The 12,298-nt window shown below is 71.5% G+C and carries 13 protein-coding genes; 10 read left to right on the top strand and 3 right to left on the bottom strand.

The window, feature by feature from the left end; translation table 11 throughout:
- Positions 1–75: 75 nt before the first annotated feature.
- The gene (locus ACWCPN_RS13310) at positions 76–540 is read right to left on the bottom strand and encodes a hypothetical protein (protein ID WP_451204981.1); all 465 of its coding nucleotides are present in this window, start codon (positions 538–540) and stop codon (positions 76–78) included.
- Between the two features lie 269 nt (positions 541–809).
- Here ACWCPN_RS13310 and ACWCPN_RS13305 point away from each other — a divergent pair, with 269 nt between their 5' ends.
- From ACWCPN_RS13305 to ACWCPN_RS13280, 6 genes are all read left to right on the top strand, one after another.
- Positions 810–1,508 carry an NADPH-dependent F420 reductase gene (locus ACWCPN_RS13305; RefSeq protein WP_451204979.1) on the top strand — a complete coding sequence of 233 codons (699 nt, stop codon included), beginning with the start codon at positions 810–812 and terminating at the stop codon, positions 1,506–1,508.
- Between the two features lie 201 nt (positions 1,509–1,709).
- On the top strand, positions 1,710–2,300 hold the full coding sequence (locus ACWCPN_RS13300) for a TetR/AcrR family transcriptional regulator (protein WP_451204977.1): 591 nt from the start codon (positions 1,710–1,712) through the stop codon (positions 2,298–2,300).
- Between the two features lie 158 nt (positions 2,301–2,458).
- The gene (locus tag ACWCPN_RS13295) at positions 2,459–3,373 is read left to right on the top strand and encodes a GNAT family N-acetyltransferase (protein WP_451204975.1); all 915 of its coding nucleotides are present in this window, start codon (positions 2,459–2,461) and stop codon (positions 3,371–3,373) included.
- A gap of 297 nt (positions 3,374–3,670) precedes the next feature.
- On the top strand, positions 3,671–4,669 hold the full coding sequence (locus ACWCPN_RS13290) for a DUF1259 domain-containing protein (protein WP_451204973.1): 999 nt from the start codon (positions 3,671–3,673) through the stop codon (positions 4,667–4,669).
- Complete coding sequence (locus ACWCPN_RS13285; protein ID WP_451204971.1) at positions 4,669–5,874, top strand: cytochrome P450; 1,206 nt, start codon at positions 4,669–4,671, stop codon at positions 5,872–5,874. Before ACWCPN_RS13290 ends, ACWCPN_RS13285 begins: the two co-directional genes overlap by 1 nt.
- A gap of 98 nt (positions 5,875–5,972) precedes the next feature.
- A complete protein-coding gene (locus tag ACWCPN_RS13280) occupies positions 5,973–8,360 on the top strand; it encodes an SCO7613 C-terminal domain-containing membrane protein (RefSeq protein ID WP_451204969.1) in 2,388 nt (795 codons plus the stop codon).
- Positions 8,361–8,447: 87 nt separating this feature from the next.
- On the opposite strand, the gene ACWCPN_RS13275 is transcribed toward ACWCPN_RS13280, so the two are convergent.
- Entirely contained in the window at positions 8,448–8,606 is a 159-nt protein-coding gene (locus ACWCPN_RS13275) for a hypothetical protein (protein ID WP_451204967.1), read from the bottom strand.
- 410 nt (positions 8,607–9,016) lie between these two features.
- Here ACWCPN_RS13275 and ACWCPN_RS13270 point away from each other — a divergent pair, with 410 nt between their 5' ends.
- From ACWCPN_RS13270 to ACWCPN_RS13260, 3 genes are all read left to right on the top strand, one after another.
- Complete coding sequence (locus tag ACWCPN_RS13270; protein WP_451204965.1) at positions 9,017–10,207, top strand: sensor histidine kinase; 1,191 nt, start codon at positions 9,017–9,019, stop codon at positions 10,205–10,207.
- A complete protein-coding gene (locus ACWCPN_RS13265; RefSeq protein WP_451204963.1) occupies positions 10,179–10,847 on the top strand; it encodes a response regulator in 669 nt (222 codons plus the stop codon). The genes ACWCPN_RS13270 and ACWCPN_RS13265 overlap by 29 nt, the downstream gene beginning before the upstream one ends.
- A gap of 159 nt (positions 10,848–11,006) precedes the next feature.
- Positions 11,007–11,270, top strand: coding sequence for a hypothetical protein (locus tag ACWCPN_RS13260; protein WP_451204961.1), 264 nt, complete (start codon positions 11,007–11,009; stop codon positions 11,268–11,270).
- 315 nt (positions 11,271–11,585) lie between these two features.
- Here ACWCPN_RS13260 and ACWCPN_RS13255 read toward each other — a convergent pair whose 3' ends face one another.
- Positions 11,586–11,756, bottom strand: coding sequence for a hypothetical protein (locus ACWCPN_RS13255; RefSeq protein WP_030338097.1), 171 nt, complete (start codon positions 11,754–11,756; stop codon positions 11,586–11,588).
- 246 nt (positions 11,757–12,002) lie between these two features.
- Between ACWCPN_RS13255 and ACWCPN_RS13250 the strand changes: the two genes are divergently transcribed.
- A complete protein-coding gene (locus ACWCPN_RS13250) occupies positions 12,003–12,176 on the top strand; it encodes a CsbD family protein (protein ID WP_199213259.1) in 174 nt (57 codons plus the stop codon).
- Positions 12,177–12,298 lie beyond the last annotated feature (122 nt).

Here is a 12,298-nt window from a genome sequence, read left to right as displayed (position 1 = left end):
CTCGTGGTGCGCCGTGTGGCCTCGGCACGACATCGGCTTCCGGGCCGGAAGGCCACGGAGGCTGCCGCGCCAGGGTCAGTCGATTCCGACGTCGAAGGTTTGCTTGCTGCCGTAGTTATAGGTGTTGAACACACCGCTGGTAGCGCCCACGATCAGATCGACGGTGTCGCCAGAGGACCGGTTGCCCTCAATGTTGATCTTGACCGGCGTGTCGGTGCACCAGTAGCTCTTGTACTGCCAGCCGCTCTTCGAGGCCCCGTAGCCCAGTGTGACGGACTGTCCGGTGATCGTGCTGTCGTGACAGTAGGCGTCCAGCTCCCCCTGGATCACGTACCGGGTCGGGCCGTCGGACCTGACGGTGCCATTGAAGCGCACGTCGTACTTGATGTTCCCCCAGCCGTCCTTCTGGATGTACGAGACGTGTGCCTCCCGGGTCACGGCGCCGGCGGGAGCGGCCGACGCCACGGGGAGGACGGCCGCTGCCAGGGCGACCCCGACGCAAGCCAGGCGCCGTACACGACGAGCCGAAAAAGGAGCCATCGAGCGTTTCCTTTCGAGGGGCGGCATTGCTTCGTTCCTGGCGGGTGTTCCCGGCCACGCCCCCTCACCAGGCACTCCGCCCGCTACAGCACCATTTCGAGTGACAAGGGCATATGCCCTTTGCATCTACTGCCCGGACGGGCAGCGCATCCGGTCGCCACACCGTCGTCACCTCCACCCGCACGGTTCACTTGCAATACCGAACCACTCGGTTTAGTTTTTATCAGGCGGGCCGGTTTTCGCGTCCGCCCCCTCCGAAAGGAACCCTCATGCGTTACGCCGTTCTCGGCACCGGTGTCGTCGGCCGGACCATCGCCGCCAAGCTCACCGCCCTCGGACACGAGACCGTCGTCGGCACCCGTGACCCGAAGTCCACCCTGGCCCGCACCGCATCCGACGGCTACGGCAATGCCCCTTTCGCACAGTGGCAGGCGAGCCACCTCGCCGTGCGCCTCGTCGCCTTCACGGAGGCGGCGGCCTGGGCCGAGACCGTGGTCAACACGACCGCGGGTGCCGCCAGCCTGGAGGCCCTGACCGCCGCGGGCACGGACAACCTGGCCGGGAAGACACTCATCGACATCGCCAACCCGCTTGACTTCTCCGCCGGGATGCCGCCGTCGCTGAGTCCGGTCAACACCGACAGCCTCGGTGAGCAGATCCAGCGCGCCTTCCCCGACACGCGAGTCGTCAAGGCCCTCAACACGATGAACTGCGAGGTCATGGTCGACCCGTCCAGGGTGGCGGGCCCACACGACGTGTTCGTCTCCGGTGACGACCCCGACGCGAAGAAGCGCGTCACGGAACTCCTGATGTCCTTCGGCTGGCCCGCCGCGAGCATCATCGACCTCGGCGACATCGCCACCGCGCGCGGCACCGAGATGATGCTGCCCATATGGCTGCGGCTGTGGGGCGCGCTCGGCCACGCCGACTTCAACTTCCACATCGCGGGAACCCGCACGAGCGCCTGAACGGAAGTCCCGGTGACCGGGCACACCGCCATCCGTCCGCGCTCGCCCCGTCTTCCGCCTCCGTGCGGCAGCCCGGTCGCGCCACCATCCCCAGCGAGGAGCACGGGGAGCCAGCCGTCGGCCCGGCCTGCGCCCCTGAGCAGTGGATCAGCGCAGGGGGACGAGGTCGGGCCGGCATCCGCGCCCAACTATCCTGGCCAGGTGAGTGGAACGGAAACCAAGTCCGCGGGGCGGCCGCGCTCCGCCGAGAAAGACGCCGCCATCCTGCAGGCCGCTCTGGAACTGCTGGCTTCTCAGGGCTACACGCGCATGAGCCTCAGCCAGGTGGCCGCCGCGGCGCAGGTCAGCAAGTCCACCATCCACTTGCGCTGGAAGACCAAGGCCGACCTCCTCACCGCGGCCCTCGCCGCAGCCCGCATGGCGGACGCGCCGTCCCCGCGAGGAGAGCTGCACACCGATCTGGTGGACATCCTGAAGGACTTCGCCGCCACCATCGAGCGAGTCAACGGCATGGCGCTCATCGGCACCTGTCTCGCAGAAGAGGCGCACACACCGGAACTCCTCGCCCTGCTGCGCGAACGCACCGTGCTCCCCCGCCGGAGCCTCCTGCGAGATGCACTGGAACAGGCGCGGCAGGCCGGGCAGATCCGCGAGGACGCCGATCTCGAAGCGGCCGTGTCGGCGCTCCTCGGCCCGTTCTACGCCGACTACATGGCTGGACGCGCCGGTCACCCGCAATGGGCCGAGCAGGCCGTCTCCCTGGTCCTCGCCGGGCTTCGGGCCGACCGGTGAGCGTCCGGCACGGCCGAGGGTCACAGGCTTCCTGGGACGCCGGGACGCGCATGACGTCCGCGCTCCGAGTCGGCTCCGGCACGGACGGGGGCCACACGGCCGGGCCGTCCTCGTCCGCCCTCTTGCGAGGAGATCCGGCCCACGGCTAGCCTCCGCCGGTGCTTTCTCCCGTGCCCCTGCTGCCGCCCGGATACCGTTCGCGACCTTCGACCACCGGCGACATCCCAGCCATTCACGCTCTGGTCACGGACTGCGAACGGCTGCTGTACGGGCGGAGCCGGAGCGACGCCGGAGCCATAGCGGCCGACCTCACGCGGCCGGGCCTCGTGCCGGAGTCGGACACCGTCGTCGTTCACGACCCGGCCGGCCGCCTCGTCGCCCGCGCCTGGGTGGACAGGCGCTCCGAGGTGGATGTGCATCCGGAACATCGGGGCCGGGGCCTGGGCTCGGCGCTTCTGGACTGGACGCTGGCGCGGGCACGGCAGGCCGGCACCGAACGCGTCGTGCAGACCGTGCCGGACGCGGACACGGAAGCCGTCGCGCTGCTGCGCGCACACGGGTACGCGCCTCTGGTCACGGCATGGCTGCTGGAGTTCGCCATGTCGGCCGAGCCCGAGGTGCCCGAGCTTCCGCCGGGCATCACGGTGCGGCCCTTCGCGGCCGCGGACGGGCCCGCCACACACGTTCTCGTCCAGGATGCGTTCGACGAGTGGCAGGAGCGGCGGCAGGGCTACGAGGAGTGGGCGGGCCACACCGTCAGGCGGCCCACGTTCGCGCCTCAGCGGTCGGCCCTGGCCTTCGCCGGCGACCATCTGGTGGGCGCGGCGCTGGCGCTGGACGATCCGGGCACGGACGAGGGCTACCTCGAGCAGGTCGCCGTACGACGCGACCACCGAGGCCGCGGCATCGCCCGGCTCCTGTTGCGCCACAGCTTCCGCGCCTTCCATCGCACCGGCCTGCGTTCCTGCACCCTCTGGACGCACTCGGACACGGGTGCGCTCGACCTCTACCTGAGGGTCGGCATGACGGTCCGGCACAGCTCCACGGTTTTCCGCAAAGACCTCGGCGTGTAGGACCGCGCACCGGAGGCCGTGGAACTCGGGAACCGGGGTCCGTGCGTCCGACCAGCCCGCCGGGACCGTGCTCGCGAAGCGCGCCACGGGCCGCCCCTCACCGGACCGGGCCCACGGCTGGACGGGGCGTCCTGGCCGTCGAGGGCGGCGTGCCCAAGGCCCCAGCGGCAGCGGAGAGCGTCATCGGCTCGGGCCGTCTCTCTCACTCGACGGGTTAGTCCACCTGCGGGAAGAGGCTGAGTCGATCACCGGGCAACGTGGGATCCGATGCTTCGATCGAGCCAGGAGGCATATGCCATGGCTGACCATCGACAGCAGCTCTCACGATCCCTATTCACGACGTCCCGGCGCCGGATGCTGGCCGCGGCCGCCCTCGCGCCCGTACTCAGCGCTGCGCCGGCCCGCGCCGGCGCCCTCTCCGCCCGGCAGGAGGACCACGCCCTGGTCGAACCGGTGATGACCAGGCTGGCGGACTGGGCGGACGTGGGCGCGGTGCTCGGCCGACCTGGTGACATGAGGCGATTCATGTACCACACGGCCTTTCCGCGCCGGGACCTGAAGGTCCTCTCACGAGGCGTTCTGATCGACCCCGCGCTCGCCCTGGGCACGCACGTGTCCTTCGTCCGGTACTCCGACCACAGCACGCTCCTGATGGGCGACGTCGTGGTCACCGAACGCGAACTGCAGCATGTCTGCGACGTGCTGCAGCGGCACGGGATCATGCAGACCGCCATCCACAAGCACCTGCTCGCCCACGAGCCGGCGGTCTGGTGGCTCCACGTGCACGCACACGGTCACGATCCGGTGGCCGTGGGCCGGGGGCTGCGCGCCGCGTTCGACCGCACCGGTACCCCGCCTGCCGCACCCGCCCCGCCCGCGGCCCCCGTCGACCTGGACACCCTCGCCATCGACGCGGCGATGGGCGTCAAGGGCACCACCGACGGGGTGGTCTACAAGAGCACCTATGTCCGTCGTGAGACCGTCACGGACGGCCATCTGGTGCTGCCTCCCGGGCTGGGGTCCACCACTTCCGTGAACTTCCAGCCGCTCGGTGGCGGAAGGGCCGCCGTCAGCGGCGATCTGGTCATGATCGCCGGCGAGGTCCAGCCCGTCCTCACCGCCCTGCGGCACGGCGGCATCGAACTCGTCGAGGTGCACCACCACAACCTCGACGACCAGCCACGCCTGTTCTTCGTCCACTACTGGGCCGTCGGCGACGCGATCGGCCTCGCCAAGGCCGTTCGCAAGGCCGTGGACACCACCAACGTCGTACCCATGCCCGGAGGAGCCGGTTAATGTCCGCGGACAACGAGACACTGGTCTGCCCGTTCGACTTCAGCAGAGCCCTGGATTTCGATCCCTCACTCGGATCCCTGATGGAGCGCGATTCTCCCGTGCGCATCCGGCTTCCCTACGGCGCCGCGGATGCCTGGCTGGTCACGGGCTTCGATGCCGTCAAGCAGGTGACCACCGACCAGCGGTTCAGCAGGGCGGGCATCATCGGTCAGGACTACCCCCGGATGACGCCGGAGCCCATCGTCTCCCCTGAGTCGATCAACGTGATGGACCCGCCCCAGAGCAGTCGCGTCCGCCACCTGGCCTCGCAGGCCTTCACGCAGCAGCAGGTCGACGGCATGCGGCACCGGATCGTCCAGCTCGCGGACCGCCTGCTGGACGACATGGAGAGACAGGGCCCGCCGGCGGACGTCGTCGAGCACCTGTCGGAGAAGCTCCCGCGGCACGCCGTCCTGGACCTCCTCGGCATCGACTCGGCGGAATGGCCCTGGATCCAGGACGGCGTGCATCAACTGCTCGTCGTGGGTGCGGAGAACAAGGAAGCCGCCACGAAGGCCAAGGCCGATCTGGCGGGCTACTTCGCCGAACTGGTCGCAGAGCGCCGGAAGTCTCCCGGCCCGGACCTCATCAGCGCGATGGCCGCGGCGCAGGAGGGAGACGAACGGCTCGACGACAGGGAACTGGCCGTCATGACCCTGACGTTGGCGCTCAGCGGCCAGGACACGTCAACCTGCCAGATCAGCAATATCGCCTATCTGCTCCTGACCCGTCCCGAGCTGTTGCGGCATCTCAGGAGCCGGCCCGAGACCATGACCGACGTCCTGCACGAGATGCTGCGCTGCATCCCGTTCCGCAAGGGGGTGGGAATCCCCCGGGTGGCTCTCGAGGACGTGGAACTCGACGGTGCGCACATCCGGGCGGGGGACTTCGTGCACGTGTCGTACCTGACGGCCAATCGTGACTCCGAGCGCTACCCGGACCCGCACGTCATCGACCTCGACCGGCACAGCGCTCCGCACATGACCTTCGGCTGGGGCGGGCACCGCTGCATCGCCATGCCGTTGGCCATGGCGGAGCTCGAAGTGGCGATCGGCCGGCTGCTGGAGAGATTCCCCGGCCTGAGGCTCGCAGTGGCGCCGGAGGAGGTCCGGTGGGACACGAAAACGATCAGGAGGTTCCCACTCGAGTTGCCGGTGAGCTGGTAGCCGGCTCGCGGCGCCGCGGTGCTCACACCCGTGACCTGAGTACGTCCTGAGTAGGCGCGCTCATGCCCTTCGAGCTGGCGCGGCGCACACTCCCCACCATGACTCAAGTTCCGCCACCGTCCGAGGAGCTGCGGCTCATCGACACCGAGCTGTGGCAACTGGACGCTCGCCGCGCTCAGTTGCTGGCGCGCCGCGCCTGGTTGGTCAGCCGGCTTCAGGCGCTGCCGCAGCCCACCTGGACACCGCCCGCGGCCGCGCCCGTCTCGCATCACCCTGAGACCGGCGCGCCGCGCGTGCAGAATGTGCTGCTGCTCCTGGGCGGCCTGCTGCTGACCATCGCGGCTGTCGCGTTCACGCTGGTCAGCTGGGGCCACCTGGGGATCGGCGGACGCTCGCTGGTGCTGGGAGCGGTCACGGTGGCCGCCCTGGCCGCACCCCTGCCGCTGCTGGGGCGCGGGCTGCGGTCGACGGCCGAGGCGGTGGCGGGCCTCGCTCTGGCGCTCACGGTGCTCGACGCCTACGCGCTGTACGCGGTCGCCCTCGCGGGCGCGGACGCCACGGCGTACGCGTCCGGGGCGACGGCGGTGCTGGCGGCCATGTGGACGGGTTACGGGCTGCTGCCGCGCACGAAGGCGCTGCGGCTGCCGCTTCCGGCCGCGCTGGCCGCCGCCCAACTGCCGCTGCTGCTGGGGGCGGTGGCGGTCGACGCCGGCCCGTACGGGATCAGCGGCGCGCTGCTGGTGACGGCCGCGTGCGACACGCTCGTGGCGCTGCGTGCTGCGGCCGGGCTGGTGCGGATCAGCGCCACGGTCGGCGCGTACGGCGCGGGGGCGTGGGGCGTGCTGGGCGCGGTGTGGCTCTCCTGGACGGCCGGCGGGCCGGGCAGCGGTGCGCCCGCGGCGGCGCTGCTGCTGTTCGCAGCTGGTGTCGCGCTGGCGGCGGCATGGCGGGATCGTGCCGCTGGGCACGCTGTCGGGTTGTCCCTCGCGGCCGGTCTGCTCGCCGTCATCGCGCTCGGCGGTGTCGTCCGTCCCGTGCTGCCTGCCCCCTGGGCGGTTCCGGCGCATCTCGCCCTCGGCATCGCGCTGCTGGCGGTGGCAGGGGCCGATCGGCTGCCCGAGGCGGTGCGGCGGGGTCTCGCCGTCGCCTGCGCGGCCGTGCAGGGCGTGGCGGTGCTGTGGGCGCTGCCACTGCTCGCGCTGACGGTGCTGGGGCCGGCCGATGGGGCGGCACGGGTGTGGTCGGGGGCACCGGGCGGTGCCCGTCAGGCGGTGTCGGTGGGTGCGCCGTGGCTGCCGCAGTTGCAGACGGCGCCGCTGGTCCTGGCCGCCGTCGCCGCAGTGCTGGCACTCGCGGTGCGCAGTGCGACGTGGCGGCCCCGGGCGCTGACGGGTGTGCTGGTGCTCGGGTGGTCCGCGCTCATGGTCGCCCCCGTGGTGTTGGACGTGCCCTATCCGGCATTGCTCGTGGTGGAGGTGCTGGTGACGGCCGCCCTGCTCGCGGTGGTGACGCGAGCCGGGGCGGCGGAGAGCGTCTTCGCGCTCCCGGCGGTGGTGCTGGCCCTCGTCACGTCCGTCTCGCTCGGGTTCCTCTCGCTGGCGACGCGGTCCGCGACCGTCGGTGTGCTCACCGCCGTGACGGCGCTCTTCGCGGCCGTGTCCCTGAAGCGGCGTCTCTGCGTCCTCACGCTCCCGGCCGCGTTCGGCCACGGCGCCGCACTGGCCTGCGCGGTGGGCGCCGCGGCGGGCTGGGCGCCGCAGCACACCGCGCTGCTCGTGCTCGTGGTCCCCGCTGTTGCGGCACTCTGCGCCGCGCGGGTCTCCGGCACGCGGACCACGGTGGTGGTCGAGGTGGCGGGTGCGGCCGCCGGCTGCCTGGCGATCGCCCTGGCGGCAGTCGATGCGGGGATGCTCTCCCTGGTGCTGTCCCTGTCCGCGGTGATCGTGAGCGGGACGGCCCTGCGCGCCGACCGCCGCCCGGCCGCCGCCTACGCGGCCACCGCGCTGTTCGCTCTGGCCGCCTGGGTACGGCTGGCGGCCTGGGGTGTCACGGCTCCGGAGCCGTACACGGTGCCGGTGTCGGTCGCGGCACTCGTGGTGGGGCTGCTGAGGCGGCGCCGGGATCCGCAGGTGTCGTCGTGGGTGGCGTACGGGCCCGGTCTGGCCGCCACGCTCGTCCCGAGCCTCGCTGCCGCCTGGACCGACGTGTACGCCACCCGGCCTTGGCTGCTGGGCGCGGCGGCGCTGCTGGTCACGCTGCTGGGTGCCCGGCACCGGTTGCGTGCGCCGCTGCTGCTCGGCGGCGGGGTGCTCGTGCTGGACGCACTGCACGAGCTGGCCCCCTACCTGGTGCAGATCGCGGGGCTCCTCCCCCGCTGGGTGCCGCCCGCGCTCGCCGGGGTCCTGCTGCTCGCCGTCGGCGCGACGTACGAGCAGCGGCTGCGGGACGTGCGGCGGGCGCGGGACGTACTGGGCCGGATGGACTAGGTCTCATCCCTGGCACGGGGTGGCACGCCCGCCGCTGTCACCTCGGCGCGCGGTGGGCCGCTGCCACCCGCGCGCTCCAGTGCGGCTTCAGTGCCGGCGGCCGGTCCGCTCGGTGTCGTCCTCGTCGCCTTCGCCCTCGGCACGCACGTCCGGCGGGGTGGGCGCGGTGATGTTCCGCTGCTCGGCGGACCGTTCCTTGGTCTCCTCGTCGACCTGCGGGGTGTGCTTCTCCTCGGAGGTACTCATCGTTCCGCCTTTCTCACCGGTTCGGATCCGGCAGTGGCCCGGCGCGCGATCGCCTCGGCGACCCGTGCGGCCGGGACGGCCGTTCCACGTGTTCTCTCCTTCATTGGCAGCACAGGTTCCCTGGGGCGGCCACTCGACGCATGTTGCCGGCATGGATCTGATCGCCGCGTCCGGCCGGCCGGGTCGGCGGCCCTGGGGACGGTCCCGGCGTGCTCCCCGGAGGGTGATCGCGGCGCCGGACGGGGACGGGAGCCGGACCGGCCGTCGCCGGCGGCCCGTCCGGCGCTGCCCAGGCCGACGCGTCGCGTGCCGGTCGGCGACGCCATGCCTGATCCGGTCGCCGACCCTACGGTGGTGGCATGGCGGTGATCAGCGAGCGAAGCCGGCGAGCGCCGGGCCGGAGAGGTGCGGTGGAAGCACTGGGCCTGGCCGTCCTGTTCCTGCTGTCCGTGGTGGCCGCGTCTATCGAACCGCACGAGCACAGCTTCTCGTTGCGCTGGACCGCCGTGCTCCTGGCGGGCGTCGGCTGCTCCGCGCTCCTGCGGCGGAGGCGCCACCCGATCGGCGTACTGGCCGTCGCACTCGCCTGCGGAGTGAGCTTCCTGGTCCTCGGGTTCCGGGAGAGCCCGCTGGTGCTCAGCCCGGTCCTGCTGTCCGTGTACACCGTGGCCCTTCTGACCGACCGGCGCACGACGTGGCTCACCGCGTCCGCGTCGGCCGCCGTCCTGGTGGGCGCCGCCATCGTGTGTGCTCCCCGATCGTGGCTGAACCCCGACAACGTGGCATTGCTGGCCTGGACGGCACTGCCGGCCGCGGTCGGCGACGGCCTGCGCTCCCGCCGCGCCTACGTGGCGGCCGTGGAGGAACGGGCGGTGCACGCCGAACGCACGCGCGAACAAGAGGCGCAGCAGCGGGTGGCGGCCGAACGCGTACGCATCGCACGCGAGTTGCACGACATCGTCGCGCACCACATCGCGCTGATCAACGCCCAGGCGGGCGTCGCCGCTCATCTCGCGAAGCGGCAGCCCGAACAGATACTGACCGCCCTGGAGGACATCCGGGACACCAGCCGGTCGGCGCTGGACGAGCTGCGGGTGACCGTGGGGCTGCTGAGGCAGTCGGGTGACCCGGTCGCACCGCGCACCCCCGCACCGGGGCTGGCCGACATCCCGGCGCTGCTGGCGTCCTTCGCCCGTGCCGGCCTGGCCGTCGACCACGCCTGCCACGGCGTCGCGGCCCCTCTGACACCGGCCGTCGACCTGACCGCGTACCGCATCGTCCAGGAAGCCCTGACGAACGTGCGCAAACACGCCGGCGCCGACCACGCCCGGCTGGTCCTGCACCACCACCCCGAGCGGCTGACCATCACCGTCGAGGACGACGGCGGAACCACGCGCCCTCAGCCCGCGCCCGCCGGGACCGGGCACGGGCTGATCGGGATGCGGGAGCGGGTGGCCACGATCGGGGGGCGGCTGCACGCGGGCCCCCGTCCCGACGGCGGCTTCATGGTGACGGCCGACCTTCCGCTGCGTCCCGGCCGGCTCGTCAGCGAAACATCCAGGAGAGACGGGCATGAGGATTCGCGTACTGCTTGCCGATGACCAGGCCCTGCTGCGGGGCACCTTCAAGATGCTGTTCGAGTCCACCGGCGACATGGAGACCGTGGGCGAGGCGTCCAACGGTCACGAGGCGGTGGAGCTGGCGCGGGCCCAACACCCGGACGTGGTGCTGATGGACATCCGCATGCCGGAGATGGACGGCCTCGAAGCGACCCGGCTGATCAGCGAGTCCGAGGACCTCGCGGCGGTGAAGGTACTCATCCTGACCACCTTCGAGGACGACGAGCACGTCGCCGAAGCGCTGCGCGCGGGCGCGAGCGGGTTCCTGGGCAAGGGCGCACGCCCCGAGGAACTGGTCGAGGCCGTCCGTACGGTCGCCGCCGGCGAAGCGTTGCTGTCACCCACGGCTACAGGCGCGCTGATCAGGCGCTTCCTCGCTCAGCCGGAGCCGGTTCCGGGACAGGTCCACGAGCGGCTGGAGTGCCTGACGCCGCGGGAACGCGATGTCGTGGCGCTGGTGGCCCTGGGCCTGTCGAACGACGAGATCGCCGAGCACCTGTTCGTCAGCCCATTGACCGCGAAGACCCACGTCAACCGGGCCATGACCAAACTGGCGGCCCGCGACCGAGCCCAGCTCGTGGTCATCGCCTACCAGTGCGGACTGGCCACCACGACGCCGTGACCAGGGGTTCTCGGTCCGCGCGGGGTACCCGCACGTCTGTCCCGGCCGTAGGCGGGCGTCCCGGGTACCGCAACCGTGGTACCCGGGAAACGCTGCGGCAGGACGACGCGCGAGGGGCGGTCGCTGAGCGAAGGTGAGAAGGCGAACGGAGGTCTCACCATGATTGAAGCTCTCAGCCGGATCACCGATGGCGACCGGACAGCGGTGGCGGGCGACCAGGAGAACGACTGCCTCGCGGCCGTGGCACCCCACCTTTCCCTCCTGCGACACTCCCTGGCCGGAGGAACCCGCCACGAGCAGCACCGGTACCTCGACGACCGCGCCGGGCGCGGCCGCCTGCCGCACTCCCGCCGCAGGCCGACCCCCGCCGCCGGACGTCTCACCCTGCCGCAGTGGGTCAGCAGAACCAAGAACGTCTGCTGACGTCGGCCAGGGAGACGGTCATGAGCGGCGGCCGCGGTCACGAGCGACGGCATCCCCCCTTCGCCGCGTACCAGAGGGCCAACGCGGCAACAAGGGGCACCGGCCCCGCAGAAGTAGGAGGCGCAGGGTTCCCACTGCGGCTTCTGCGGGGCCGCTGCATGGCACACATACCCAACACCGCGCCCGATACGCCCGATCCATCCCGCCGTCCGAGCGGGATGCGTCACCAACCACGACGTGGGGCCCGGCCGTTCCCGGCCGGGCCCCACGTCGTTCCGCGCTGTCAGGAGCGCTCCTCACACCGAGGATCCGCGCCTACCAGCGATACCAGCGGCCCTTTCGGCCCGTGCCGTCCGCCGACCGGACGACGAAGCCCAGCAGCCAGACGATCAGCACGATCACCGCGATCCACCACAGTGCCTTCAGGGCGAAGCCCGCGCCGAAGAGGATCAGAGCCAGCAGAAGAACCAGAAGCAGGGGAACCATTGTTATCAACCTCCTGGCCACCGGATGCCCTTATCTCACGCCTACAAGCACGCAAAATATGAGTTACTTCTGCGGAGTGCGGGGCACGCGCACGCCCCGCCCGATTCCCCCTCCTCCGCAGCTGATGCACCGCGGCCACGCATTGATGACCACACAGCGCGAATCTCTGGCCCAGGGTTTGCCGACGCCGACCGGGGTCATGCGCACAACCAGGACCTCACGCGACAGCCAAGGAGAGTGAGCAGCATGGCCGCCAGTGAGAAGGCACGGGCCAAGGCCGAGCAGGCCGTCGGAAAGGCGGCCCAGGCAGTCGGCCGAGCCACCGGTAACGAGAAGCTGATCGCCAAGGGGCACGCGGCCGAGACCGCGGGCCACGCCCGCGAGGCCAAGGAGTCGGCCAAGGACGTCGGCCGGCCCTGACCGGCGTTCATCAACTGCGTGTGGGGGCGGTCCCGGTGCCGGGGCCGCCCCCACACGTGTGCCTCCGTAGGTCTCGGGTCACGGTCGGACACAGGGCCGTCGCCGGACGGAGGCCACCTCGC

The organism is Streptomyces sp. NPDC002386 (genome assembly GCF_053593175.1).
Note: the sequence above shows the minus strand (reverse complement) of the source record. Positions and strands in the feature narration are given on the sequence as shown.

Bases quoted from the DNA above. Each gene is read 5' to 3' on its own strand.
- ACWCPN_RS13310 (WP_451204981.1), bottom strand. From the start codon at position 540: ATGGCTCCTTTTTCGGCTCGTCGTGTACGGCGCCTGGCTTGCGTCGGG.
- ACWCPN_RS13305 (WP_451204979.1), top strand. From the start codon at position 810: ATGCGTTACGCCGTTCTCGGCACCGGTGTCGTCGGCCGGACCATCGCC.
- ACWCPN_RS13290 (WP_451204973.1), top strand. From the start codon at position 3,671: ATGGCTGACCATCGACAGCAGCTCTCACGATCCCTATTCACGACGTCC.
- ACWCPN_RS13285 (WP_451204971.1), top strand. From the start codon at position 4,669: ATGTCCGCGGACAACGAGACACTGGTCTGCCCGTTCGACTTCAGCAGA.
- ACWCPN_RS13280 (WP_451204969.1), top strand. From the start codon at position 5,973: ATGACTCAAGTTCCGCCACCGTCCGAGGAGCTGCGGCTCATCGACACC.
- ACWCPN_RS13275 (WP_451204967.1), bottom strand. From the start codon at position 8,606: ATGAGTACCTCCGAGGAGAAGCACACCCCGCAGGTCGACGAGGAGACC.
- ACWCPN_RS13265 (WP_451204963.1), top strand. From the start codon at position 10,179: ATGAGGATTCGCGTACTGCTTGCCGATGACCAGGCCCTGCTGCGGGGC.
- ACWCPN_RS13260 (WP_451204961.1), top strand. From the start codon at position 11,007: ATGATTGAAGCTCTCAGCCGGATCACCGATGGCGACCGGACAGCGGTG.
- ACWCPN_RS13255 (WP_030338097.1), bottom strand. From the start codon at position 11,756: ATGGTTCCCCTGCTTCTGGTTCTTCTGCTGGCTCTGATCCTCTTCGGC.
- ACWCPN_RS13250 (WP_199213259.1), top strand. From the start codon at position 12,003: ATGGCCGCCAGTGAGAAGGCACGGGCCAAGGCCGAGCAGGCCGTCGGA.